Annotated in this window: 23 protein-coding genes and 1 riboswitch; of the genes, 12 read left to right on the top strand and 11 right to left on the bottom strand. The window is 59.1% G+C overall.

The features are described 5' to 3' along the window. Positions 1-70: 70 nt before the first annotated feature. Genes BLW70_RS03180 through BLW70_RS03170 form a run of 3 tightly spaced genes read left to right on the top strand, consistent with a single transcriptional unit; the run spans position 71 to position 2,612 of the window. The gene (locus BLW70_RS03180) at positions 71-1,312 is read left to right on the top strand and encodes a D-amino acid dehydrogenase (RefSeq protein WP_074871613.1); all 1,242 of its coding nucleotides are present in this window, start codon (positions 71-73) and stop codon (positions 1,310-1,312) included. Between the two features lie 18 nt (positions 1,313-1,330). Next, positions 1,331-1,681, top strand: a complete 351-nt coding sequence (locus tag BLW70_RS03175) for a RidA family protein (protein ID WP_074871612.1) — start codon at positions 1,331-1,333, stop codon at positions 1,679-1,681. 28 nt (positions 1,682-1,709) lie between these two features. Continuing rightward, positions 1,710-2,612 carry a transporter substrate-binding domain-containing protein gene (locus BLW70_RS03170; protein WP_074871610.1) on the top strand — a complete coding sequence of 301 codons (903 nt, stop codon included), beginning with the start codon at positions 1,710-1,712 and terminating at the stop codon, positions 2,610-2,612. 161 nt (positions 2,613-2,773) lie between these two features. Here BLW70_RS03170 and BLW70_RS03165 read toward each other — a convergent pair whose 3' ends face one another. Next, positions 2,774-3,493, bottom strand: coding sequence for a 16S rRNA (uracil(1498)-N(3))-methyltransferase (locus BLW70_RS03165; protein ID WP_074871609.1), 720 nt, complete (start codon positions 3,491-3,493; stop codon positions 2,774-2,776). A 133-nt stretch (positions 3,494-3,626) separates the two neighbouring features. After that, the gene (locus tag BLW70_RS03160) at positions 3,627-5,033 is read right to left on the bottom strand and encodes an adenosylmethionine--8-amino-7-oxononanoate transaminase (protein ID WP_074871607.1); all 1,407 of its coding nucleotides are present in this window, start codon (positions 5,031-5,033) and stop codon (positions 3,627-3,629) included. Between the two features lie 222 nt (positions 5,034-5,255). Here BLW70_RS03160 and BLW70_RS03155 point away from each other — a divergent pair, with 222 nt between their 5' ends. Further along, positions 5,256-7,019: an FAD-dependent oxidoreductase gene (locus BLW70_RS03155; protein WP_074871605.1), complete on the top strand. Its 1,764-nt coding sequence runs from the start codon at positions 5,256-5,258 to the stop codon at positions 7,017-7,019. A 358-nt stretch (positions 7,020-7,377) separates the two neighbouring features. On the opposite strand, the gene llpB is transcribed toward BLW70_RS03155, so the two are convergent. Next, positions 7,378-7,890, bottom strand: a complete 513-nt coding sequence (llpB, locus tag BLW70_RS03150; protein WP_074871603.1) for a lectin-like bacteriocin LlpB — start codon at positions 7,888-7,890, stop codon at positions 7,378-7,380. 428 nt (positions 7,891-8,318) lie between these two features. On the opposite strand from llpB, the gene BLW70_RS03145 reads away from it, so the two are divergent. Together BLW70_RS03145 and BLW70_RS03140 are read left to right on the top strand one after the other, a co-directional pair. Then, entirely contained in the window at positions 8,319-8,870 is a 552-nt protein-coding gene (locus tag BLW70_RS03145) for a cytochrome b (protein WP_074871602.1), read from the top strand. A 32-nt stretch (positions 8,871-8,902) separates the two neighbouring features. Beyond that, positions 8,903-9,496 carry a YceI family protein gene (locus BLW70_RS03140; RefSeq protein WP_074871600.1) on the top strand — a complete coding sequence of 198 codons (594 nt, stop codon included), beginning with the start codon at positions 8,903-8,905 and terminating at the stop codon, positions 9,494-9,496. A 55-nt stretch (positions 9,497-9,551) separates the two neighbouring features. On the opposite strand, the gene BLW70_RS03135 is transcribed toward BLW70_RS03140, so the two are convergent. Continuing rightward, entirely contained in the window at positions 9,552-10,388 is an 837-nt protein-coding gene (locus BLW70_RS03135) for a LysR substrate-binding domain-containing protein (RefSeq protein WP_235864981.1), read from the bottom strand. Between the two features lie 178 nt (positions 10,389-10,566). On the opposite strand from BLW70_RS03135, the gene BLW70_RS03130 reads away from it, so the two are divergent. Continuing rightward, positions 10,567-10,938, top strand: coding sequence for a nuclear transport factor 2 family protein (locus BLW70_RS03130; protein ID WP_074871597.1), 372 nt, complete (start codon positions 10,567-10,569; stop codon positions 10,936-10,938). 86 nt (positions 10,939-11,024) lie between these two features. Here BLW70_RS03130 and BLW70_RS03125 read toward each other — a convergent pair whose 3' ends face one another. The 4 genes from BLW70_RS03125 to ahcY all read right to left on the bottom strand — a co-directional run bounded on the left by BLW70_RS03125 (position 11,025) and on the right by ahcY (position 16,554). Further along, positions 11,025-12,905, bottom strand: a complete 1,881-nt coding sequence (locus BLW70_RS03125) for an RNA helicase RhlE2 (RefSeq protein ID WP_074871595.1) — start codon at positions 12,903-12,905, stop codon at positions 11,025-11,027. Between the two features lie 223 nt (positions 12,906-13,128). Next, positions 13,129-13,944 carry a substrate-binding periplasmic protein gene (locus BLW70_RS03120; protein ID WP_074871594.1) on the bottom strand — a complete coding sequence of 272 codons (816 nt, stop codon included), beginning with the start codon at positions 13,942-13,944 and terminating at the stop codon, positions 13,129-13,131. Positions 13,945-14,137: 193 nt separating this feature from the next. Then, positions 14,138-14,983, bottom strand: coding sequence for a methylenetetrahydrofolate reductase [NAD(P)H] (gene metF, locus BLW70_RS03115; protein WP_074871592.1), 846 nt, complete (start codon positions 14,981-14,983; stop codon positions 14,138-14,140). Positions 14,984-15,144: 161 nt separating this feature from the next. Continuing rightward, entirely contained in the window at positions 15,145-16,554 is a 1,410-nt protein-coding gene (gene ahcY / locus BLW70_RS03110; RefSeq protein WP_046045260.1) for an adenosylhomocysteinase, read from the bottom strand. 23 nt (positions 16,555-16,577) lie between these two features. Next, a riboswitch (S-adenosyl-L-homocysteine riboswitch) is annotated at positions 16,578-16,680 on the bottom strand. 198 nt (positions 16,681-16,878) lie between these two features. Between ahcY and BLW70_RS03105 the strand changes: the two genes are divergently transcribed. Together BLW70_RS03105 and BLW70_RS03100 are read left to right on the top strand one after the other, a co-directional pair. Further along, on the top strand, positions 16,879-17,280 hold the full coding sequence (locus tag BLW70_RS03105; protein WP_074871591.1) for an acyl-CoA thioesterase: 402 nt from the start codon (positions 16,879-16,881) through the stop codon (positions 17,278-17,280). Positions 17,281-17,373: 93 nt separating this feature from the next. Beyond that, a complete protein-coding gene (locus tag BLW70_RS03100) occupies positions 17,374-18,258 on the top strand; it encodes a formate/nitrite transporter family protein (RefSeq protein ID WP_074871589.1) in 885 nt (294 codons plus the stop codon). A 113-nt stretch (positions 18,259-18,371) separates the two neighbouring features. On the opposite strand, the gene BLW70_RS03095 is transcribed toward BLW70_RS03100, so the two are convergent. Next, positions 18,372-19,541 carry an MFS transporter gene (locus tag BLW70_RS03095; RefSeq protein ID WP_074871588.1) on the bottom strand — a complete coding sequence of 390 codons (1,170 nt, stop codon included), beginning with the start codon at positions 19,539-19,541 and terminating at the stop codon, positions 18,372-18,374. Between the two features lie 285 nt (positions 19,542-19,826). Here BLW70_RS03095 and BLW70_RS03090 point away from each other — a divergent pair, with 285 nt between their 5' ends. Both BLW70_RS03090 and BLW70_RS03085 read left to right on the top strand, forming a co-directional pair. After that, positions 19,827-20,660, top strand: a complete 834-nt coding sequence (locus tag BLW70_RS03090) for an EamA family transporter (protein ID WP_074871586.1) — start codon at positions 19,827-19,829, stop codon at positions 20,658-20,660. Positions 20,661-20,700: 40 nt separating this feature from the next. Beyond that, positions 20,701-21,084: an MAPEG family protein gene (locus BLW70_RS03085; protein ID WP_074871585.1), complete on the top strand. Its 384-nt coding sequence runs from the start codon at positions 20,701-20,703 to the stop codon at positions 21,082-21,084. 146 nt (positions 21,085-21,230) lie between these two features. Here BLW70_RS03085 and mltA read toward each other — a convergent pair whose 3' ends face one another. Next, positions 21,231-22,415, bottom strand: coding sequence for a murein transglycosylase A (gene mltA, locus BLW70_RS03080; RefSeq protein WP_074871583.1), 1,185 nt, complete (start codon positions 22,413-22,415; stop codon positions 21,231-21,233). Positions 22,416-22,542: 127 nt separating this feature from the next. Between mltA and BLW70_RS03075 the strand changes: the two genes are divergently transcribed. Further along, positions 22,543-22,992, top strand: a complete 450-nt coding sequence (locus tag BLW70_RS03075) for a c-type cytochrome (RefSeq protein WP_074871582.1) — start codon at positions 22,543-22,545, stop codon at positions 22,990-22,992. A gap of 132 nt (positions 22,993-23,124) precedes the next feature. Here the strand turns inward: BLW70_RS03075 and BLW70_RS03070 are convergent, their stop codons facing one another. After that, complete coding sequence (locus BLW70_RS03070) at positions 23,125-23,520, bottom strand: DUF1090 domain-containing protein (protein ID WP_074871580.1); 396 nt, start codon at positions 23,518-23,520, stop codon at positions 23,125-23,127. Positions 23,521-23,526 lie beyond the last annotated feature (6 nt).

Genomic DNA, 23,526 nt, shown 5'->3' with positions numbered 1-23,526 from the left:
TTATGCATTGTTCAACGCCTGTCACCTGGTCCTAACCTGAAACCTGTTTCAACAACGGTTAAGGACAGACATGGCTCAGCGGGTTTGCATCATCGGTGGTGGCGTCATCGGGCTGACGACGGCTTACGCACTGGTACGCGACGGTATCGACGTGACGCTGATCGAGGCCCGGGATTCGTTGGGCAGCGAGACCAGTTTCGCCAACGGCGGCCAGTTGTCCTACCGTTACGTCGCGCCGCTGGCCGATGCCGGCGTACCGCTTCAGGCGCTTGGCTGGATGCTGCGCGGTGACTCGCCGTTGAAGCTGCGCCCGCGCCTGGACCCGGCGCAATGGCGCTGGATGGCGTCCTTCCTGGCGGCTTGCCGTCGTTCGGTGAATCAGCGCAACGGCGCGCACCTGCTGCGTCTGGCGCTGCTGAGCCAGTCCACACTGCAAGGCTGGCGCGAAGAAGACCGCCTCGACGGTTTCGACTGGCGGCGCAACGGCAAACTGGTGACGTTTCGTGAAGCCGCGAGTTTCGAGCATGCGCGCCATGGCCTGGCCGATCCGCAACAGCAACACGTGCTGTCGCAGGCCGAATGCGCACAACTGGAGCCCGCACTCGCTGAGGCGCCGTTTGTGGGCGCGATTTATACCCCCGACGAAGAGGTCGCCGATTGCCATGCTTTCTGCCAGCGATTGATGGCTCGGCTCCAGGCGTCGGGCCGCTGCGAGTTTTTGCTCGGGCGCAAGGTTACCGGCATTCGCCACGCGGACGGTGCGGTGCAGGCCGTCGAAATGGGTTCGCAGGTGTTGCCGGTCGAGCAACTGGTGATTGCCGCCGGCCATCGCAGCCCGGCGCTGGCATTGCCGGGCATGAACCTGCCGCTCTATCCGCTCAAGGGCTACAGCCTGACCTTGCCTATCCGCGCTGAACATCGCGCGCCGGAGCTGAGCATCACCGATTACAACCGCAAGATCGTTTACGCCCGTATCGGTGACCAACTGCGCGTAGCGGCGATGGTCGACATTGTCGGTTTCGACCCGGCGCTCGACCCCAAACGCTTGGCGTTGATCAAGCGCCAGGCACAGGAAACCTTGCCGAACGCCGGCGATTACGACGCTGCCATTGAGTGGGCCGGCATGCGCCCGGCTACCCCTAGCGGCGTGCCGTTGATCGGGGCCACGGCGTACCGCAACCTGTGGCTCAACCTCGGCCATGGCGCCCTGGGTTTTACCCTGGCCTGTGGCAGCGCCCGGTTGCTCAGCGAGTTGATCGCCCGGCGCACACCGTCGATTGAAATGCAGGGCCTCGCCCCCCGCGTCGCCTGACTTGAAAAGGAAAAACCGATGAGCATCAACCGTATCAACAGCAACAGCCGCCTCTCTGGCGCGGTGACCTTTGGCGATCTGGTGTTTCTCTCGGGGCAGGTGCCGGGTGACAGCACCGACGTCACCGGGCAAACCGCCGAGGTGCTGGCGAAGATCGACGCGTTACTGGCCGAGGCTGGCAGCGACAAGGATCATCTGCTCAACGCGACCATTTACCTGAACGACATTGGTCGCGATTTTGCTGCCATGAACGAGGTCTGGTCGCAGTGGTTGTCGCCGGGCAAGGCGCCGACCCGGACCACCTTGCAGGCGCAACTGGCCCGTCCAGAAGTGTTGGTGGAAATCACCGTGATCGCCGCCCGTCGCTAATCGTTCAAACCCACAACGGAGAATAACAATGCAAAAAATCACGTTGATCGGCTGCACCCTCGGCCTGCTGCTCGCCAGTCAGGTCCAGGCCAACGAAGCGCCGCTGACTGGCACGCTGAACAAGGTCGCCAATGCCAAGAGCATCACCCTGGGCTATCGCGACGCGTCGGTGCCGTTCTCCTACGTGGGTGATCACACGGGGCAGCCGATGGGCTATTCGGTGGACCTGGCGAGCAAGATTGTCGAGCGCATCAAGCAAAAACTCGAGCTGCCGGATCTGCAGGTGAAGTACAACCTGGTGACCTCGCAAACGCGCATTCCACTGGTGCAGAACGGCACGGTCGACCTTGAATGTGGCTCCACCGGCGTGACCACCGAGCGCATGCAGCAAGTGGCGTTTTCCTACGGGTTTATCTACGTGAAGGGGCAGTTGCTCACGGCGAAGGACAGCGGCATCAAGAGCTTCGCCGACCTGCGCGGCAAGAACGTCGTGACCACCGCCGGCACCACCAACGAACGGTTTCTGAAGAGCTACAACGTCGATCACAAGATCGATATGTTCGTGATCAGCGCCAAGGACCACGGCGAAGCGTTCCAAATGCTGCAATCGGGTCGAGCGGCGGCGTTCTACATGGATGACGCGCTGCTCTACGGCGAACGCGCCAAGGCCCGCGATCCGCATAACTGGGTGGTGGTGGGCGAGGAGCAGTCGCGGGAAATCTACAGCTGCATGGTGCGCAAAGGTGACCCGCAGTTTCTCGAATTGGTGAACTCGACACTTGCCGATCTGTACAGCTCGGGCGAGATCAACGGCATCTATCAGCGCTGGTTCCAGCAACCGATTCCACCCAAAGGCCTGAACCTGGAATTTCCGATGACCAGCGAACTGAAAGCAATCATCGCCAAACCGGTGAGTGATCCGGTGCAATAAGATCGTTCCCACGCTCTGCGTGGGAATGCCTCAAGGGACGCTTCGCGTCCAGTGACGCGGAGCGTCACGGGCTGCATTCCCACGCAGAGCGTGGGAACGATCAGTACGCGGTCTCCTGTGGGAGCGGCGGTGCGACGATTCGACTTGCTCGCGAAGAGGCCCTAAAAGTCACCCCAAAGTTGTTGGGCAACTGCCAATGCCACCACCGGCGCGGTTTCGGTGCGCAACACGCGAGGGCCGAGGCGGGCGGCGTGAAAACCGCCAGCCTTGGCCTGCTCGACTTCCGCATCGGACAACCCGCCTTCCGGGCCGATCAAAAACGCCAGCGTCGCAGGCTTCGCATGACTCACCAATGGTTCGGCCACCGGATGCAGCACCAACTTCAATTCTGCTTGAGTCTGCTTCAACCAATCCGCCAGTAGCAGCGGCGGATGAATCACCGGCACACGTGAACGCCCGCATTGCTCGCACGCGCTGATTGCAACCTGGCGCCAGTGCATCAGGCGTTTGTCGGCGCGTTCGTCTTTCAGCCGGACTTCACAGCGATCGCTGAAGATCGGGGTGATTTCCGTGACCCCCAGTTCGGTGGCTTTCTGAATCGCCCAATCCATCCGCTCGCCACGGGACAAGCCCTGGCCGAGATGGATCTGCAAAGGCGACTCGACCTGCCCGGTGAAGCTTTCATCGATCTGCACGACGACGCGCTTTTTGCCGACCTCCACCAGCGTGGCGCGGAACTCATGGCCCGAACCGTCGAACAGTTGCAGCGCATCACCCTCGGCCATGCGCAACACGCGGCTGATGTAATGGGCCTGGGCCTCGGGCAACTCGTGTTCGCCAGTGCTCAAGGGGGCGTCGATAAAGAAGCGGGACAGTCTCATGCGGATTCTCTTTAATTTGATCGTTCCCACGCTCTGCGTGGGAATGCCTCACCGGACGCTCTGCGTCCGCTTTTGGGGCGCGGAGCGTCCCGGGCTGCATTCCCACGCAGAGCGTGGGAACGAGCGTTGCCAATCAGCCCGGATCGCGGAAGCCCGGGTGAAAGTCCTTCGGCACCGAAACACTGACGCTGTCGCGGGTCGCGATGTCGATGCCTTCACTCGCCACTTCGGCCAGGAAGTCGATCTGTTCGGGCGTGATCACGTACGGCGGCAAGAAGTACACCACGCTGCCCAGCGGTCGAAGTAAAGCACCACGCTCCAGCGCATGCTGGAACACTTTCAAGCCGCGACGTTCCTGCCACGGATAAGCTTCCTTGGTGGCCTTGTCTTTGACCATCTCGATGGCCAGCACCATGCCCGTCTGGCGCACTTCCGAAACGTTCGGGTGCTCGGCCAAGTGCGCGGTGGCGGTGGCCATGCGCTGGGCCAGTGCCTTGTTGTTCTCGATGACGTTGTCTTCTTCGAAGATATCCAACGTCGCCAATGCCGCCGCGCACGCCAGCGGATTGCCGGTGTAGCTGTGGGAATGCAGGAAGGCGCGCAGGGTCGGGTAGTCGTCGTAGAAAGCGCTGTAGACATCTTCGGTGGTCACGCAGGCCGCCAACGGCAGGTAGCCGCCGGTCAGGGCCTTGGACAGGCAGAGGAAGTCCGGGCGGATGCCGGCCTGTTCACAGGCGAACATCGTGCCGGTGCGGCCGAAGCCGACGGCGATTTCGTCGTGGATCAGGTGTACGCCATAGCGGTCGCAGGCTTCGCGCAGCAGTTTCAGATAAACCGGGTGGTACATGCGCATGCCGCCGGCACCCTGGATCAGCGGCTCGACGATGACGGCCGCGACGCTGTCGTGGTTCTCGGCCAGGGTCTGTTCCATGGCGGCGAACATGTTGCGCGAATGTTCTTCCCAGTTCATGCCTTGCGGGCGCAGGTAGCAATCGGGGCTCGGCACCTTGATGGTGTCCAGCAGCAGCGCCTTGTAGGTTTCGGTGAACAGTGGCACGTCGCCCACCGACATCGCCGCCATGGTCTCGCCGTGGTAGCTGTTGGTCAGGGTGACGAAGCGCTTCTTGTTCGGCTGGCCGCGGTTGAGCCAATAGTGAAAGCTCATTTTCAGCGCGACTTCGATGCAGGACGAACCGTTATCGGCGTAGAAACACCGGGTCAGGCCTTCCGGCGTCATCTTCACCAGACGCTCGGACAACTCGATCACTGGCTGATGACTGAAACCGGCAAGGATGACGTGCTCCAGCTGATCGACCTGATCCTTGATGCGCTGGTTGATCCGCGGATTGGCATGGCCAAACACGTTGACCCACCAGGAGCTGACGGCATCGAGGTAGCGTTTGCCTTCGAAGTCTTCCAGCCAGACGCCTTCACCGCGCTTGATCGGGATCAGCGGCAGCTGTTCGTGGTCTTTCATCTGGGTGCAGGGATGCCACAACACCGCGAGGTCGCGTTGCATCCACTGATCATTCAGGCCCATTTTCAGTCTCCTCGAGGCGGCTCGCTGGGTGCGCGGGCAAACAATCGCGCAAGCCTATGCAATGCGTGACGTGGGGACAACCCATTGTGTCGATTGAGCTACTTTGTATAGGTGGATAGACGTCGCTGGCGGCCTTTTGATGGCTGACGTATTCTTCGCGGTTCTTTGAGCTGTCTGGCTCGCAAAACCGCTATTTCCTCGTGTATTTCCGGAGTTCGCTGAATGTCTGCTGGTTGGCTGCGCGCCTGTGCGCTGGTGATGTTGGGGCTGTTCAGCGTGTCTGCGCTGGCCAAGGATAAAACCGCGATCGTGATCGGCGGAGGGCTCTCTGGCCTCACGGCGGCTTACGAACTGCAAAACAAGGGCTGGCAGGTCACCCTGCTGGAAGCCAAACCGAGCCTGGGCGGTCGCTCGGGCATGGCCACCAGTGAGTGGATCGGCAACGACAAGACCCAACCGGTTCTGAACAAGTACGTATCGACCTTCAAGCTGAGCACCACGCCGGCCCCTGAGTTCGTGCGGACCCCGGGCTACCTGATTGACGGTGAGTATTACACCGCCGCCGATCTGGCCACCAAGCAGCCGGCCACCAGCGACGCGCTCAAGCGCTACGAAAAGACCCTGGACGATCTGGCGCGCTCGATCGAAGACCCGCAGAACCCGGCGGCCAACAGCACACTGTTCGCCTTGGACCAGATCAGCGTGTCCAACTGGCTCGACCGCCTGAATCTGCCGGCCACGGCACGTCAGTTGGTGAATCAGCAGATTCGTACCCGTTATGACGAACCGTCGCGCCTGTCGCTGCTGTACTTCGCACAGCAAAGCCGCGTTTACCGTGGCGTTGCCGACCGTGACCTGCGCGCTTCACGCCTGCCCGGCGGTAGCCCGGTGCTGGCACAGGCTTTCGTCAAACAACTGAAAACCATCAAGACCAGCTCCCCGGTCTCGGCGATCAGCCAGGACAAGGACGGCGTGACCGTCAAAGTCGGCAGCGTTGGTTATCAAGCTGATTACGTCGTCGTGGCCGTGCCACTGCGCGCACTGAACAAGATCCAGATGACTCCGTCGCTGGATGCCCAGCACATGGGCGCGATCAAAGGCACCAACTACGGCTGGCGCGACCAGATCATGCTGAAGTTCAAGACGCCAGTGTGGGAAAGCAAGGCGCGGATGACCGGCGAGATCTACAGCAACACCGGCCTGGGCATGTTGTGGGTTGAACCGGCGATGAAGGGCGGCGCCAATGTGGTGATCAACCTGTCCGGCGACAACGCGCGCGTGATGCAAGCCTTCGGCGACAAGCAGATCGCCGATCAGGTGCTGATCCGTCTGCACGCCTTTTATCCACAGGCACGCGGTGCGTTCACCGGTTATGAGATCCGCCGTTACAGCAACGACCCATCGATGGGCGGCGCCTACCTGGCCTTCGGTCCTGGCCAGATCAGCAAGTACTGGCGCCTGTGGGAGCGTCCGATTCAGCGTGTAGTCTTTGCCGGCGAACACACCGACACCTTGTACCCAGGCACCCTGGAAGGCGCATTGCGCACCGGTCAGCGGGCGGCCAGTCAGGTAGAAGACCTTATGGCCGGCAAGTCGTTTGAACCGGCGAAAGTTGTTCCGGCGGCGACCGCTGTTGCGGCTGGGGCGGTAGCGGCGAAGAAAGGTAACTTCTTCACCAACCTGTTCGGTGGTTCTGACGACAAAACGGCACCGGTCAAGGCGCCAGAGCCAGTGGCTCCGGTTGCTCCGGCACCGACTCCAGTGCCAGCTCCGACCCCGGCGCCTGTCCCGGTCGAAGCGCCGAAGCCTGCGGTACCGGTGAAAGCCGAGCCGGCGAAAAAAGCTCCGGTCAAAACTTCAGTGAAAAAGCCTGCTGCCAAGACCGAGGCAAAAAAGGCCCCGGCAAAAGCCCCGGTGAAAAAAGCTGAACTGGCGAAAAAGCCAGCGAGCAAACCGGCTGCGACTACTGAGACCAAGGCTCAGTAACGTTCAGGCGTAAAAAAAAGCGCGGCCCGAGGGTCGCGCTTTTTTTTTGCTCATCCGATTGCCGTCCTACAGGATTTAGCGGTGGGTCAGATATTTCTCACAAGATAATCAGAAGCAAATGATTGATCGTGCGTGAACTACAAACCTATGCTCTTCAAGAAATATGGAGGACATATGAAGGCGCTAGTAGCATTAATAGTAGTAATAGTACTTTCTGGCTGTGCGAGTGGTGAGTTCTTTCCTAAAGGCTATGGTCATCGACTGGCATATAAATGTCAGATTGATCCGTACTATTATGAGTGCTTGAATCCACCTCCAGCCTTCAAAAATTAATAAGTTGCTAAGTTGCCAGGAACTATTAGAGAGGGCCTAGCGAGAACTTCCATGTCTTAATCTCCGTTCCATCTTCTAGCACTCTGGTGAATCTTTCCTTTGCCTTTGGGATACGACCAGGAACAAATCCAGAGCGGGCCCAGCGCAGATCTCCCGTACGCTGATCGTAAATGACCAGATTCCCGTCATCTTGAATAACCATACATGTGTTGTACCACAGCGATTTGTCACTGCTGTGAGTGCTCTCGGCAATCCATAAACGTCTCCGGGATGGATCATAAAGAAAGCCGTTATTACTGATCACAAACATCAGAGGCTCACGCATTTTTTTTGGATGCAAGGTCCTGCTATAAGTCTGACTTCCATCTGCGATCCAGACTACTGCACCATTATCTGTAATGATTAAGTTGCCATCTGCCTGCAATAGCAATCGGAAACGACCATTCAGGGATATAAGATACTGTCCTGGTGACATCATTTGATTGGGCGGCAGCACCGGCGAGCCACTTGCTTGAAAGGGCGTGTATGTAATAGCCATATTTTTTCCTTCCTAAATGAGTGTTGAATCCTCATTGAATCAAATTGAAATAAGGAAATGGCGATACATATGTATTGCATGGCTTAAAAAGATCAGGCGAAAAAACGAACCAGTTGATAATCCAGCGACACGCTGGCGACTAATGTTGAGACCGGGGTTAGTGACGTTCAGGCGTAAAAAACAGCGCGGCTCAAAGACCGTGCTTTTTTGCCTCTAAAAAATCGCAGGTAGGCATCAAATACACCTTTTGATGCAGGTGTTCTCTGGTGGGTATTCATTTTTCCTCACAATTTTCGACGTTAATCTTTCCTTAACCCGCCTGTTTCAGGCTCTTGATCGTATTTCTCGATATTTCAAAGCGAAATTTTCCGCTTTAACTCGATAGATAACTCGATAGTCTTGGTCGCAGTTCTCACAGGATTTGGGCAATGCAGCTACGTAATTCTTCTTCGCGCTACGGTTGGATCAGCATTTTCATGCACTGGGGCGTGGCGCTGGCAGTCTTCGGCCTGTTTGCGTTGGGCTTGTGGATGGTCGGTCTCGACTACTACAGCACCTGGCGTAAAGACGCGCCCGAGCTGCACAAGAGCATTGGCCTGGTGTTGTTAGCCGTTATGGTGCTACGAGTGCTGTGGCGCTTTATCAGTCCGCCACCCCCCGCACTTGCAAGCTATAGCCGCATGACGCGTATTGGCGCCACGTTCGGCCATGCGTTCCTGTATCTCAGTCTGTTTGCCGTGATGATTGCCGGTTACCTGATTTCCACCGCAGACGGTGTCGGGATCCCGGTGTTTGGCCTGTTTGAAGTTCCTGCACTGGTTTCCGGACTACCGGATCAGGCAGACACCGCTGGTGAGATTCATCTGTACCTGGCGTGGGCGCTGGTAATTTTTTCCGGTCTCCATGCGTTGGCAGCACTGAAACACCACTTTATCGATCGTGATGCGACCCTGACGCGAATGCTGGGCCGCAAAGCTTGAAGTTCAATCTCGACTCCAAAGGAATAGAAAGCATGTTGAAAAAAACGCTCGCCGCTCTGGCAATCGGTTCTGCTCTGCTGTCCGCCAACGTAATGGCGGCCGACTACGTCGTCGACAAAGAAGGCCAGCACGCCTTCGTTGACTTCAAGATCAGCCACCTGGGCTACAGCTACATCACCGGTACCTTCAAGGACATCGACGGCAAGTTCAGCTTCGACGCTGCCAAGCCTGAAGCCAGCAAGATCGAGTTCAACGTGAACACCGCCAGCGTGTTCACCAACCATGCCGAGCGCGACAAGCACATCGCCAGCGGTGACTTCCTGAACGTGAGCAAATTTGCTAAAGCGACGTTTGTTTCCACCAGCGTCAAATCCACCGGCAAAAACGCCGCTGGCAAAGACACTGCGGACGTGACCGGCGACCTGACCTTGATGGGCGTGACCAAGCCAATCGTGGTCAAGGCCACTTTCCTGGGTGAAGGCAAGGATCCATGGGGCGGCTACCGTGCCGGCTTCGAAGGCACCACCAGCATCAAGCGTTCCGATTTCGGCAAGCAGAAAGATCTGGGCCCACAGTCCGACGCGGTTGAGTTGTATGTAACGTTTGAAGGTGTGAAAGCGAAGTAAGCTGTTTGCGTCATCAAAACGCCGACCTCAGGGTCGGCGTTTTGCTGCCTGGTGTTCAGGATAGGCTGCTTTGGTAGTCGGCGATTTCATTGCGTAGCCAAGTCAGCAGGCTCGCCAACTGCGCCGAGCGTTGTGTGTGGGTCGGCCAAAGCATGAAATAACGGGATGCGTGCAGCGGTTCAACGTCGGTCAGTTTAACCAGTTGCCCGCACTGGATCATGGCGTGAGCAATCGAGCGACGGGTTAGCGCGATTCCATAACCCAGGCGCGCCGCTTCAAGCATCAAAGTCGAGTCAGTGAACTCTAGTGCCGCGAGTGGACGCATCTGTTCAACGCCAGCGGCAGCAAGCCAGGTCGACCAGCTTTCACTGGCGTGGAGTAAGGGATGTCCCAGAACGGACTCGGCATCGACAGGCAAGCATCCTAGATTGAATCCTGGCGCGGCGACGACCAACAAGGAGTCCTGCATCAACGGCTCACAGTGCACATCTGGCCATTTTCCGTGGCCGAATCGGATTGCCGCATCGATCAGGCCGCCCTCGAAACTTGAAAACTCCATACTGGCTGCCAGCTTGAGGCGCAATCCGGGCTGCGCGTCGATAAACCCTTGCAAGCGTGGCAATAGCCAAAACATTCCAAAGGATGGCAGCACCGAAAGGGTCAGTTGCGGGTGTCGGGTTTTGGACAGGAATCTTTCCGTTACCCCGGCAATTTCACCCAGGGTTTGCCGGATCTGATAGGCGTACACACGCCCCTCTTCTGTCAGCACCACACCGCGGCCATTACGTTCAGTCAGTCTAACGTCCAGGTATTCCTCCAACGAGCGTATCTGGTGGCTGACAGCGCTGTGGGTGACGTGCAGTTCCAATGCCGCGAGGTTGACCTTGCCCAATCGTGCCAAGGCTTCAAAGGCCCGGAGGGCCGCTAGCGGAGGTAGTTTCAATAGGTGAATTCCATTCACTGAACCGGGCAGAAATCGCCGCTATACATGAATTGACGAGGCTACGGATAATCCGTCTCACGCTCAGTGAGCGTTGGTGACTTCATTTCCGCTCGACAAGGATTCGTACATGCTAATCAATGAAATTCAGAGAATGTTGGAGAACTACTTCAGTGTGTTGCAAAACCAGGATTTGAACCGGTTTGACGAGGTTTTCCATCCCGGCTGTGTCCTCTATAGCGCTCAGGACGGGGCGGTAACGGTGCGTCCTTACGCAGAATATCGTGCCATCGTACAAGGACGTCAGTCGCCGCAGGAGCGCGGGTTTGCGAGCCTGGATGAGATTTTGATGATTGACGTCATGTCTCCGGAAATGGCAATGGTCAAGGTGCGTCTGCGACTGTTCGACAATGTCATGGTTGATTATCTGAACGTGATGAAAGTCGATGGCCGCTGGATGATCGTTGCCAAACTCTTTCATAAAGAAGGAAGCGTTGCGTGAGTGCGGCGGTTTGACCAAAAACGATCGTGATGATCGGTACAAATAAAAACGCCCCGAACCAGTCGGGGCGTTTTTGTGAGTGACACTCAGCGATTGCGAGTCAGCAACGCTGGTTTTTCGCCGCGCGGACGGCCTGGCAGTTGATCCAGTTGCTCAGGAGTCGGGAACCGATCGGTTTTCGACTCTTTATGGATGATCTTCGGTGCCGGGCCGCGCGGGTTTTGCACGGCCGGTTCCGAACGCGGCTGGTCGTCGGCGCGAGCCGGGCGACGGTTGCGGGACTCTTCGCGACGGGCCTGGCCGTCACGTGGAGCGCCGTTGCGTGGGCCGCTGCGCTTGGCCGGCGGCGTGCCGGTGGTGGCGCCATCGCTGCTGCGTGGGCCGCTTTGACGACCCTGAGGCTTGCCGCCAGTGCGCGGAGCGCCTGCGCCGGCTGCCGCACCTTGTGCCGGAGCACCCGGACGACGACCGCGGCCCTGAGCCGGTTTGGCCTGAGGAACGTAGTCGACGCGGTTACCGAAGTTATCGATATCGTCGTCCAGGAACTCGTCCGGAGCACGGTCTGCAGCGGCAGCGCGTGGCGCTGGACGCTGTTGTTCGCGGGCCGGAGTGCCTTCGCGTGGCTTGTGTTCACGGGCCGGACGATCGCCGCGGCCAGTGGCAGCAGGTTTTTCCTTGCCGCCCTTGTCCTTGCCTTTGTCTTTACGACCGCCGCCACCGCCGGTGCCGTTCGGACCGTCGCCGCGCGGGCCACGTGGGTTGCGCGGGTTACGCACATCCGGACGCTCGCGAACTTCAGGCTTCTCGGCTTCTACAGCGCTGGAGTCGAAGCCCATCAGGTTGCCGTCGGCAATCTTCTGCTTGGTCATGCGCTCGATGCTTTTGAGCAGCTTTTCTTCGTCCGGAGCGACCAGCGAGATCGCCTCGCCCGAACGACCGGCACGGCCGGTACGACCGATACGGTGCACGTAATCTTCGTCGACGTTCGGCAGTTCGAAGTTGACCACGTGTGGCAACTGGTCGATGTCCAGGCCGCGAGCGGCGATGTCGGTGGCGACCAGGATGCGCACTTCGCCGGCCTTGAAGTCGGCCAGGGCTTTGGTGCGGGCGTTCTGGCTCTTGTTACCGTGGATCGCAACGGCGGTGAGGCCGTGTTTGTCCAGGTACTCGGCCAGGCGGTTGGCGCCGTGCTTGGTGCGGGTGAACACCAGCACCTGTTCCCAGGCGCCAGCGGTGATCAGGTGCGCCAGCAACGAACGCTTGTGGTTGGCTGGCAGACGGAATACCCGCTGTTCGATCCGCTCGACCGTGGTGTTCGGCGGCGTGACTTCGATGCGTTCCGGGTTGTGCAGCAGCTTGCCGGCGAGGTCGGTGATGTCTTTGGAGAAGGTCGCCGAGAACAGCAGGTTCTGGCGTTTGCTCGGCAGGCGAGCCAGGACCTTTTTCACGTCATGGACGAAGCCCATGTCGAGCATGCGGTCGGCTTCGTCCAGCACGAGGATTTCCACGTGGGACAAATCGACACTGCCTTGGCCGGCGAGGTCGAGCAGGCGGCCAGGGCAGGCTACCAGCACGTCGACACCGCGGGACATGGCCTGAACCTGTGGGTTCATGCCGACGCCGCCGAAGATGCAGGCGCTGACGAACTTCAGGTCACGGGCATAAACCTTGAAGCTCTCGTGTACTTGAGCCGCGAGTTCGCGGGTAGGGGTCAGGACCAGTACGCGCGGTTGGCGCGGACCGTGGCGCTGGGATTTGTCCGGGTGACCGTTGGGGAACAACCGCTCCAGAATCGGAAGGGCGAAGCCGCCGGTTTTACCAGTACCTGTCTGAGCCGCGACCATCAGGTCGCGACCTTGCAACACGGCGGGAATGGCCCGCTGTTGCACCGGAGTAGGCTCGGTATAGCCCGCTGCCTCGATGGCGCGGACTAAAGCCTCGGAGAGACCGAGGGAAGCAAAGGACATGAGTAATCCTGTTTTAGTTAGGGCTTGGCCCAATGGGAGTCTTGCCTGGCGCGAATGGCGTTTATGAGGAACGCAATCCCGTCCGGTCCTGCTGGGGCTTGAAAGCTCGTCTGGAGTGCTCGCGCGGGCTGAAAAGCTGCGCTGTAGCGGGGTCTAGATGCCTTGAACAAGTCCGAGCGTCCGGGCGTGAGCCTGGCGGGAAGGCCGGAGTATAACAGAGCAATCACTGCGCGCCGCTTTCCTGCTGCTCAACGGTTTTTTCCCGGGCGGCGGTGGTGCCGGGGGTTTTTACTTCGGCCGCCGGATTGGCGCCATAACGGGCGCTCAATTCAGCGTACGCAGGCTCGCGCTTGAAGCGTTTTAGCTCGGCGCCGAAGCGCTGCACCAACAAGTCCATGCCGGCGTTGCGGCGTACGGCCAGAAACTGGCTCTGGTGGCTGATGACGGTGGGGTTCTCGGTAATCTTGTCGCGGATGCCCAATTGGTCGAGCAAGTGCTGGCCAACCCTGCGATCAGTGATCAGCAGGTCGATCCGCCCGCGCACCAGTTTGCCGAAGTTGGCTTCATGGGTCGGCGCCGGTTCGCGAGTGAACAGGGTCGATTCGCTGAAATCCTGGCTGTACAGATAGCCTGGGGACGTGCCGATGGTCAGCCCCTTCAGGTCGGTCAGGTTGCGAAAAGGGTGCGGCCGTTCATTTGCGTAGAACATCACGAACTCCACTTCCGAGAGTGGCTCACCGGGGTAAAGCAGGGTGGCGTCGCGCTCATCGCTGTGGAAGATGTCCAGCGCGCCGTCTGCCTGGCCCGTTTCGAGCATCGACAGGCAGCGTTTCCATGGCAGGAACTGCCATTCCACTTCGATGCCCAGGCGTTTGAAGACGATGGCGGTGGTTTCGTAGTCCAGCCCCAGGGATTTGCCGTTTTCCTCATACACGTACGGCGCCCAGGGTTCGGTGACAATGCGCAGCTTCTCGCCCCGAGCGGCGAAGCTCAGGCAAGTAAAAAGAAACACGGTCAGTAGCTGCGCGATCAAAGGCATGGCTTGAGATTACGACGAGAAACCGGAAAGAGCCAGAAACGGGATCCAGAAGCTCTGACTCTGTGTGTGCTGCACAATAAAAGGGCGTTAAAAGCAAAAGGTCGCAACCTGCGGCAGCTCCTACACGGGTTAAACACGCCCGATGCAGGAGCTGTCGCAGGCTGCGACCTTTTGATCTTGCTGGTAACGACTATTAGCGCGGCAACTTCAGATTGTTCCACACCGCCAGGCTCGGTTCGGCCTGGTTCAGCGTGTAGAAGTGCAGCCCTGGCGCGCCGCCTTGCAGCAGGCGTTCGCACATCTCGGTGATGACTTGCTCACCAAAGCCTTGAATGCTCTGGGTGTCGTCGCCGTAGGCTTCCAGTTGTTTGCGGATCCAGCGCGGGATTTCCGCACCGCAGGCATCGGAGAAGCGCGCCAGCTTGCTGTAGTTGGTGATCGGCATGATCCCCGGAACGATCGGGATGTTCACGCCCTTCGCCCGTACACGCTCGACGAAGTAGAAGTAGCTGTCGGCGTTGAAGAAGTACTGGGTGATCGCACTGTTGGCACCAGCGTTGGCCTTGCGCACGAAGTTGTTCAAGTCGTCTTCGAAATTGCGCGCTTGCGGGTGCATTTCCGGGTAGGCGGCGACTTCGATGTGGAAATGATCGCCGGTTTCTTCACGAATGAATTCAACCAGGTCATTGGCGTGGCGCATTTCGCCACTGGCCATGCCCATGCCGGAAGGCAGGTCGCCGCGCAGGGCAACGATACGGGTGATGCCGGCCGCCTTGTATTGGGTCAGCAGGCCGCGCAAGTCGTCCTTGCTGTCGCCAACGCAGGACAAATGCGGTGCGGCAGGGACTTTGACTTCGCTTTCGAGCTGCAACACGGTGTTGAGGGTGCGATCACGGGTCGAACCGCCAGCGCCATAGGTGCAGGAGAAGAAGTCGGGACTGTAGGTCGCCAGATGACGGGCAGTGGCGATCAGTTTTTCATGCCCAGCGTCGGTCTTCGTAGGGAAGAACTCGAAGCTGTAGCGACGTTCTTGGGACATGGTCATATCCTTGGAAACACGTAAGCCTGGAAGGCTTGCACATCCCAGTGTGGGAGCGGGCTTGCTCGCGAAAGCGGTGGGTCAGTCGACATCAATGTTGAATGTTAAACCGCATTCGCGAGCAAGCCCGCTCCCACAGGGAGAGCAGGCAGCAGAACCAATCAGTAGCGGTATGCGTGCGGCTTGAACGGACCTTCAACGGTCACGCCGATGTAGTCGGCCTGGGTCTTGGTCAGTTGAGTCACGACGCCGCCGAAACCGCGGACCATTTCCAGGGCCACTTCTTCGTCGAGTTTCTTCGGCAGTACTTCAACGGTCAGGCGCTCGGCTTTCTGGGCTGGCGACAGGTCGGCGTACTTCTGGCCGAACAGGAAGATCTGCGCCAGAACCTGGTTGGCGAACGAACCGTCCATGATGCGGCTTGGGTGGCCGGTGGCGTTGCCCAGGTTAACCAGACGGCCTTCGGCCAGCAGGATCAGGTAGTCGTCGTTCTGCGCGTCGAATGCGCCAGGGCCGGTACGGTGGATCTTGTGAACCTGTGGCTTCACTTCTTCCCATGCCCAGTTCTTGCGCATGAAAGCAGTGTCGATTTCGTTGTCGAAGTGGCCGATGTTGCAGACAACAGCGCGCTTCTTCAGGGCTTTGAGCATGTTCGCGTCGCAAACGTTGACGTTACCGGTGGTGGTCACGATCAGGTCGATCTTGCCCAGCAGCGCTTTGTCGATGCTTGCTTCGGTGCCGTTGTTGATACCGTCGATGAACGGCGAAACCAGCTCGTAGCCGTCCATGCAGGCTTGCATGGCGCAGATCGGGTCAACTTCGGAGACTTTAACGATCATGCCTTCCTGACGCAGGGACTGGGCCGAACCCTTGCCCACGTCACCGTAACCGATGACCAGCGCTTGCTTGCCGGACAACAGGTGGTCGGTACCGCGCTTGATCGCATCGTTCAGGCTGTGACGGCAGCCGTACTTGTTGTCGTTCTTGCTCTTGGTCACCGAGTCGTTGACGTTGATGGCCGGGATTTTCAGCTCGCCCTTGGCCAGCATGTCCAGCAGGCGGTGAACGCCGGTGGTGGTTTCTTCGGTAACGCCGTGGACGCGGTCCAGGATTGCCGGGTATTTCTTGTGCAGCAGCTCGGTCAGGTCGCCGCCGTCGTCGAGGATCATGTTGGCATCCCAAGGCGCGCCATCTTTGAGGATGGTTTGCTCCAGGCACCACTCGTACTCTTCTTCGGTCTCGCCTTTCCAGGCGAAAACCGGGATGCCGGCAGCGGCGATAGCGGCAGCGGCCTGGTCTTGAGTCGAGAAAATGTTGCAGGACGACCAGCGCACTTCGGCACCCAGGGCAACCAGGGTTTCGATCAGCACGGCAGTCTGAATGGTCATGTGGATGCAGCCGAGGATCTTCGCGCCTTTGAGCGGCTGCTCACCGGCGTACTTGCGGCGCAGACCCATCAGGGCTGGCATTTCGGATTCGGCGATGATGGTTTCGCGACGGCCCCAGGCAGCCAGGGACATGTCGGCAACTTTGTAATCGTTAAAATCGGCAGGCGTGATAACAGCGCTCATGATGAGCCTCCATTCGTAATGTATGCGAATGGGCGCCGTTGTGCGTTTAGTGTCTGACCGATCACGGTCAAGCAACGCCCCATCCGAGCCTGACAGGTCGAACCTGCTGCAGCGCCCCTCGGACAGGTGGCGGGAAAACGGTAGCAACCGAAGATGACCGTTTTGAAACGGTGGCGATTATAGCCGTGTGAGCGATACTTCCAAAGCGTTTCTGTTGGTCAATGTCTGAACGGTAATCGAGGCCATAGTCGATGCTTGATAGAGCTCTAGGTCGGGCTCTGCCATGATGCCCCCCATCATTCGGCAAGACGCTCAGGAGTGAAGATGAATTTCCACACCCGCAAATGGGTAAAACCCGAAGACCTCAACCCCAACGGCACGCTGTTCGGCGGCAGTCTGTTGCGCTGGCTCGACGAAGAAGCGGCGATCTATGCCATCGTCCAGCTGGGCAATCAGCGTGTGGTCACCAAGTACATTTCCGAGATCAACTTCGTCAGCGCTTCGCGCCAGGGCGACATCATCGAGCTGGGCATTACCGCCACCGAGTTCGGTCGCACCTCCATCACCCTGAAATGCGAAGTGCGTAACAAGATCACCCGCAAAAGCATCCTGACGGTGGACAAGATTGTCTTCGTCAATCTGGGAGAAGACGGCTTGCCCGCGCCACACGGCCAAACCGAGATCAAGTACGTCAAAGACCAGTTCAAGGATGACATCGCCCCGTAGGAGCAAAGCTTGCTCGCGATCTGCTTAGGACAGTGAACAGCTCCGAGCCCTGCGTGTCGTACCTACATCACACGCCACTGGTTCCGGAGCTTTATGGACGCGCAAAAAGACGGCAAGACCCCGAACCTCTCCCCTGAAGAACAGCACGACGTCGACAAGAGCCAGCCCCCACGCGCTGCTGTTCTGCATGAAATCATCCGCACCCAGGGCGATCTCGAACTCGAGCGCAGTGTCGCCGCCTTGTGGTGGTCGGCGTTGGCCGCCGGCCTGACCATGGGCCTGTCGCTGATGGCCATGGGGCTGCTCAATTCCCGTCTGCCGGACGGCGAAGGCTTCAAGGTGATCGCCAGTTTCGGTTACTGCGCAGGCTTTCTCGCGGTGATCCTCGCCCGTCAGCAATTGTTCACCGAGAACACCCTGACGGCGGTGCTTCCGGTCATGACCAAGCCCACACTGAACAATTTCGGTCGATTGCTACGCCTGTGGTCGGTGGTGCTGGTGGGTAACCTCAGCGGCACGTTGCTGGTGGCGTATGTAATGCTGAATCTGCCGATTTTCGACAGCAAGACCGACCTGGCCTTCCTCGATATCGGACGCAAGATCATGGAGAACGACGCCAGCCAGATGTTCGCCAAAGGCATTGTGTCGGGCTGGATGATCGCCACCATGGTCTGGATGATTCCGTCCATGGAGAGCGCAAAGATGTGGATCATCATCCTCATCACCTACCTTATGGCGCTGGGGGACTTCACCCACATCGTGGTCGGGGCCGCCGAGGTTTCGTATCTGGTGTTTGCCGGCGAGTTGCCGTGGAAGGATTTCTGGCTGGTGTTCGCCGGGCCGACGCTGGTGGGGAACATCGTCGGCGGCAGCTTCATTTTCGCGCTGATCAGCCATGCGCAAATTCGCAGCGAGAGTGGCCCGCCGAAGAAGAGTGCGGATCAGGCGTCGGATTCACGCAAGCGCGAAGAGAAGTAAAGACAGGTGCACGGTATCAACTTCATCGCGAGCAGGCTCACTCCTACAGGGGGGCGCGGTTCATGTGGGAGCGAGCCTGCTCGCGAAAGCAATGTCATGGGCGATGCAGTTAATCAGCCGGGCACATTGACCACAGCAGAACCGCGACGTTGCAGGTAGATGTAGAAAAGCGCCGTCAGCACCGTCAAGCCACTGACCAGCGCGCCGGTCCAGGGCAAGTCCGCCAGATCCGCACCGCTGGCAACCACCAACCCGCCAATCCACGCACCGGCCGCGTTACCGAGGTTGAACGCGCTCTGGTTCAACGTCGAGCCCAGATTCGGCGCTTCATGGGCCTGATCGATGATCAGCAGTTGCAAGATCGGGCACAGGGCAAAGGCGAAGATGCCCCACAACACCAGGGTGATTGCGGCTGGAATCATTGAGTGGCTGGTCTGTGTAAACGCGGCCAGCACGACCAGCACGGCCAGCGCCATGCCTACCAGCGACGGCAGCAATCGACTGTCAGCCAGACGGCCGCCGAGCATGCTGCCCGCAGTCAAGCCGACCCCGAATAACAGCAGCATGATGGTCACGCCATGGGGGCTGACGCCGGTGATGTCTTGCAGGATGGGGGCGATGTAAGTGAAGACGCTGAACAGGCTGGTCGACGCCAGCACGCTCATGCCCAGCGCCAGTAACACGTTGACCTTGCCCAGTACTTTGAACTCGCTGGCGAGGTTGGCCTTGTCCATCGCGATGTCCTTCGGCAACCAGACCCATTGTGCGATAGCCGCGATCACACCGATCACCGACACCGCCCAGAACGTCGAGCGCCAGCCGGCGTATTGCCCGAGCGCAGTGCCCAACGGCACGCCCAGCACGTTGGCCAGGGTCAGGCCGGTGAACATCATCGCAATCGCCTGGGCGCGCTTGTTCGGTGCCACCAAGCCGGCGGCAACCACCGAACCGATGCCGAAGAACGCGCCGTGGCAAAGCGCGGTGACCACGCGTGCGGCCATCAGCGTTGCGTAGTTCGGCGCCAGGGCGCAGAGAATGTTGCCGAGGATGAACATCAGGGTCATGCCCAGCAGCGTGGCTTTGCGCGGCATGTTGGCGGTGCCGACCGCGAGGATCGGCGCACCGAACACCACGCCGAGGGCGTAGCCGGTGATCAACAATCCGGCATCAGGAATGCTCACGGCGAGGTCGCGGGCGACATCGGGCAACAAACCCATGATGACGAATTCAGTGGTGCCGATGCCGAACGCGGCAACAGCGAGGGCAAGCAAGGCGAGTGGCATGCGCAAGGTCTCTGTCGGTAGTCTTGACGCTCTGATCAGGCATACGCATGCCGACGCCCGTTCTCGACGAGAGCGGGCGGTGGCAGAAATTATTGGAATTAGTCTGTGCGCAACTGAGTGCGGCGTGGTCGCTTGCAGTATAAACAGCTGCTGACATATGGCGAATCAATTATCTCCCCGCTTCCTGTAGGAGCACGGCTTGCCGGCGATGGCCTTCTTGAGACCGCTATCGCGGGCAAGCCTTGTTCCTACAGAGCCGGGGCGGTCAACAAAAAGGAGTGTGCCGTGCTTGCAACAGCACTGGTGTTGGTCGCGGCGCTGTTGCACGCGGCGTGGAATACCCTGATCAAATTCAGCGCGGAACGGTTGTTGGTGGTGGCTTGCATGGACAGTGTGGCAATGCTGTTTGTCGCGCTGATGCTGCCGTTCGTGGCGTTGCCACCCCTGGACATCTGGCCGTGGATTCTGGCGTCGGCGGCGTTTGAATTGCTCTATCGCTATTTGCTGATCCAGGCCTATCGGGTGGGCGATCTGGGGTTGGTCTACCCGCTGATGCGTGGATTGTCGCCGTTGGTGGTGCTGGCACTGACACTGATTTTTGCTGGAGAAGTGCTGACGAACCAGCAGATCTTCGGGATTCTGCTGATCCCGTTCGGCATGCTTTGCCTGCTCTGGCAGGGCGGCGGCGGAGTGCGATTGCCATGGTCGATGCTGCCGGTGGTGGCGTTGATCGGCCTGTGCATCGGCTGCTACACCTACATCGATGGCCAGGCGTTGCGGCGCTGGTCGCATCCGCTGGATTATCTGGTGTGGGTCACGTTGCTCAGTGCTTGGCCGTTCCCGTTGCTGGCGCTGGTGCGTAAACGACCGGCCTTCATGTTGTTCTGGCGTGAACAGTGGCGACTGGGCCTGGCGGTCGGGTTTTGCGTGTTGTTCAGCTACGCTCTGGTGCTGTGGGCCATGCAGTTGGGCTCGATTGCCGAAGCGGCGGCGTTGCGCGAGATCAGCGTGATCCTGGTGGTGCTGTTTGGCATGCGCTACCTCAAAGAACCTTTTGGCAGGCCACGGCTCTTAGCCTGTGGGCTGGTATTGATCGGCATGCTGGTGATGAAGATTTGACTGGAGCTTGACTCTTGAAACTTGAAGAAGGGATTGCGTTATGACGGTTGCTCTGTGGTGCATTTTGATCGCGATTATCCTGCCCTATATCTGCACGGGCATCGCCAGGGCGAGTGGCGGGTTCAGGCCCAAAGACAACCATGACCCCCGTGACTTTCTCGAGTCACTCAATGGTTTTGGCCGCCGCGCCTATGCGGCGCACCTGAACAGTCTGGAAGTGATTCCCGCGTTCGCGGCGGCAGTCATCGTTGCGCACCTGGCCGGCAATGCCGAACTGGTGACGATCAATGTGTTGGCGGTGTTGTTCATCACCAGTCGGCTGCTGTACATCATTTGCTACCTGGCGGACTGGGCGATGTTGCGGTCGTTGGTGTGGTTGGTGGGGATTGGGTTGATCGTCAGTTTCTTTGTGGTTTCTGTCTGAAAATTCGTGGGTGTTTGTGAGGGCCTCATCGCGAGCAGGCTCGCTCCCACATTGAATCTCGGTCGTACACGTATGTTGTGTTCACTGGAGATCCAAATGTGGGAGCGAGCCTGCTCGCGATTGCTATCTATCAGTCGCAGCGGATCTCAGGGTTTGGCTTTAGCCGCATCAGCCACCTGTGGCACTTGCGGCAACGCTGCGCCTTTAGGCCAGAGCATCCAGATCTGCCCCTGCTGTTTCATGTCGCCGGCCAATTGCCCGGCCGCCTCGCCCGTGCCCCAGAACAGGTCTGCACGGACTTCGCCGGCAATTGCGCCGCCGGTGTCCTGAGCGGCAACCGGGCGAACCAGTGCGGTACCGTCCGGTTTAGTCGTCGATAGCCACAACAGACTGCCCAGCGGAATCACTTTGCGATCCACCGCCGCGCTGTAGCCGGCGGTCAGCGGTACGTTCAACGAGCCGCGAGGTCCTTCGTTGCTGTCCGGATTGCGGGTGAAGAATACGTAGCTGGGGTTGCTGCCAAGCAGTTGCGGAATACGTGTCGGATTGGCTTTGGCCCAATCGCTGATGGCGCCCATGGTCACTTCTTCTTTTTTCAGCTCGCCCTGATCCACCAACCAGCGGCCGATCGGTCGATACGGGTGACCGTTCTGGTCGGCATACGCAATGCGCAACTGGCGGCCATCATCGAGCTGGATACGACCCGAACCCTGGATTTGCAGGAATTGCAGGTTCATCGGATCGGTCAGCCAGGCAACGACCGGTGCCTTGACCCCTTTGGTTTCAATCGTGGCCGCATCGTCGTAAGGCTTGAGCACGCGACCTTCGAGTCGTCCGCGCAGGCGCTTGCCTTTGAGTTCCGGATAAATGCTGTCCAGAGAGACGATGATCATGTCCTCGGGCACGCCATACACCGGGATGTTGGCCACTTCGGTCTGGGTCAGGCTGCCGGGGTAGACCGGTTCGTAATAACCGGTGATCAAACCGTTGGGATTGTCATTGGCGGCGCGCAGGCCGTAGACGTCGAGGTTCTGCTTGAGGAAGCCACGAATGTCATTGGCGGTTTGCGGCACGTTGGCGGCAGCCGCACACGTTGAGCCCCACACCGGGTCGGCCTTGAGTCGGGTGCAGGCGCTGCGCCACGAACCGAAGCCGGCAACCAGGTCGATGTCGGACACCGTCGGAAGTGCTTCCCACGTGGCGCTGGAGTAAGTCGCCAGGGCGTGGGTTTTCGGTGTGTTGTTGTCGCCACCGGTGCAGCCCGCAAGCACGGCCACCATCGGAAGGGTCCAGGCGAGGTTGTGACGCCATGCCTTGAAACGGCTGTTCATGGAGTAATTCCTTTGTCGGTTGCCTGAGTGCTCCATGCGCTCAAACAACCCGTATTGATAATAGGGCTATTGGTCTTTGCCGATGACGCGAGGATACTGGCCGCCGTTCCCGTGACCTGAAACCACCATGACTCTTAAAAGACTTTCTGTTGTATTGCTGGCCTGCCTGACGTTGTCCGCCTGTGGTGGGGTCGACCCCAACTCGCCGCTGGGTCAGCGTAAGGCAATCTTCAAGCAGATGCTCAAGACCGGCGAAGACCTGGGCGGCATGTTGCGTGGTCGCATCCCGTTTGATGGTCCGAAATTCGCTGACGGTGCCGTGAAGCTTGATGCATTGTCCCGTGAACCCTGGAAACATTTTCCGCAGCTGCGCGAAGAAGATCACACCAGCGCCAAGAGCGATGTCTGGCAGAAACAGGAACAGTTCCAGGACATGGCCCGCACCCTTGAAGCCGCCACCGGTGAATTGGTGGTTGTCAGCAAGGTTCAGCCCTACAAGGCCAGTAACCTTGGGCCAGCGGTGCAGAAGGTCGAAGATGCGTGCAGTGCTTGCCATAAAGAATTTCGGGATCATTGATTCCTGAGCTCATCGATCGTTCCCACGCTCTGCGTGGGAATGCCTCTAGGGACGCTCCGCGTCCAGTGACGCGGAGCGTCACGGGCTGCATTCCCACGCAGAGCGTGGGAACGATCAGTGCTGAACTGATCCTTACTTATCCAGCTCATCGAGTGCTTCCTGCAATTCCTTGCGGGACTCGGCGAGTTTGTCTTTGCGTTTGTTGATCTTCTCGGCGTCACCTTTCTTCATGGCCTTGTCCAAGTCAGCCTGACGCTGGCTGACTTCGTGCTTGGCGTCGAGCACCTTGTTCTCCCGTTCTTTCTTCAGGGAAGCATCGGTGCAATGAGCAGTGACTTCGCTCAAGGCTGTTTCAAGGCCTGCCTGCTGGTCGGCGTTACCGTGAGACTTGGCCAGTTCGATCTGATTGATGATGCCCTGCTTCTTTGCGGCGCAGCCGGTCAGGCCCGGAGCTTCTTCGGCGGCCATCAGCGGAGTGGCCAGCACGCTGCAAAGGGTCAACAGGGCGAGCGGTGAAAGAAATTTCATAAAAGC

This window comes from Pseudomonas frederiksbergensis, from assembly GCF_900105495.1.
GTDB lineage: Bacteria > Pseudomonadota > Gammaproteobacteria > Pseudomonadales > Pseudomonadaceae > Aquipseudomonas > Aquipseudomonas frederiksbergensis.
This window is presented reverse-complemented; position numbering and strand designations above follow the sequence as displayed.

What these genes read in the sequence shown, in the direction of transcription:
- BLW70_RS03180 (WP_074871613.1), top strand. Translation starts at nt 71, where the DNA reads ATGGCTCAGCGGGTTTGCATCATCGGTGGTGGCGTCATCGGGCTGACG.
- BLW70_RS03175 (WP_074871612.1), top strand. Translation starts at nt 1,331, where the DNA reads ATGAGCATCAACCGTATCAACAGCAACAGCCGCCTCTCTGGCGCGGTG.
- BLW70_RS03170 (WP_074871610.1), top strand. Translation starts at nt 1,710, where the DNA reads ATGCAAAAAATCACGTTGATCGGCTGCACCCTCGGCCTGCTGCTCGCC.
- BLW70_RS03165 (WP_074871609.1), bottom strand. Translation starts at nt 3,493, where the DNA reads ATGAGACTGTCCCGCTTCTTTATCGACGCCCCCTTGAGCACTGGCGAA.
- BLW70_RS03160 (WP_074871607.1), bottom strand. Translation starts at nt 5,033, where the DNA reads ATGGGCCTGAATGATCAGTGGATGCAACGCGACCTCGCGGTGTTGTGG.
- BLW70_RS03155 (WP_074871605.1), top strand. Translation starts at nt 5,256, where the DNA reads ATGTCTGCTGGTTGGCTGCGCGCCTGTGCGCTGGTGATGTTGGGGCTG.
- llpB (WP_074871603.1), bottom strand. Translation starts at nt 7,890, where the DNA reads ATGGCTATTACATACACGCCCTTTCAAGCAAGTGGCTCGCCGGTGCTG.
- BLW70_RS03145 (WP_074871602.1), top strand. Translation starts at nt 8,319, where the DNA reads ATGCAGCTACGTAATTCTTCTTCGCGCTACGGTTGGATCAGCATTTTC.
- BLW70_RS03140 (WP_074871600.1), top strand. Translation starts at nt 8,903, where the DNA reads ATGTTGAAAAAAACGCTCGCCGCTCTGGCAATCGGTTCTGCTCTGCTG.
- BLW70_RS03130 (WP_074871597.1), top strand. Translation starts at nt 10,567, where the DNA reads ATGCTAATCAATGAAATTCAGAGAATGTTGGAGAACTACTTCAGTGTG.
- BLW70_RS03125 (WP_074871595.1), bottom strand. Translation starts at nt 12,905, where the DNA reads ATGTCCTTTGCTTCCCTCGGTCTCTCCGAGGCTTTAGTCCGCGCCATC.
- BLW70_RS03120 (WP_074871594.1), bottom strand. Translation starts at nt 13,944, where the DNA reads ATGCCTTTGATCGCGCAGCTACTGACCGTGTTTCTTTTTACTTGCCTG.
- metF (WP_074871592.1), bottom strand. Translation starts at nt 14,983, where the DNA reads ATGTCCCAAGAACGTCGCTACAGCTTCGAGTTCTTCCCTACGAAGACC.
- ahcY (WP_046045260.1), bottom strand. Translation starts at nt 16,554, where the DNA reads ATGAGCGCTGTTATCACGCCTGCCGATTTTAACGATTACAAAGTTGCC.
- BLW70_RS03105 (WP_074871591.1), top strand. Translation starts at nt 16,879, where the DNA reads ATGAATTTCCACACCCGCAAATGGGTAAAACCCGAAGACCTCAACCCC.
- BLW70_RS03100 (WP_074871589.1), top strand. Translation starts at nt 17,374, where the DNA reads ATGGACGCGCAAAAAGACGGCAAGACCCCGAACCTCTCCCCTGAAGAA.
- BLW70_RS03095 (WP_074871588.1), bottom strand. Translation starts at nt 19,541, where the DNA reads ATGCCACTCGCCTTGCTTGCCCTCGCTGTTGCCGCGTTCGGCATCGGC.
- BLW70_RS03085 (WP_074871585.1), top strand. Translation starts at nt 20,701, where the DNA reads ATGACGGTTGCTCTGTGGTGCATTTTGATCGCGATTATCCTGCCCTAT.
- mltA (WP_074871583.1), bottom strand. Translation starts at nt 22,415, where the DNA reads ATGAACAGCCGTTTCAAGGCATGGCGTCACAACCTCGCCTGGACCCTT.
- BLW70_RS03075 (WP_074871582.1), top strand. Translation starts at nt 22,543, where the DNA reads ATGACTCTTAAAAGACTTTCTGTTGTATTGCTGGCCTGCCTGACGTTG.
- BLW70_RS03070 (WP_074871580.1), bottom strand. Translation starts at nt 23,520, where the DNA reads ATGAAATTTCTTTCACCGCTCGCCCTGTTGACCCTTTGCAGCGTGCTG.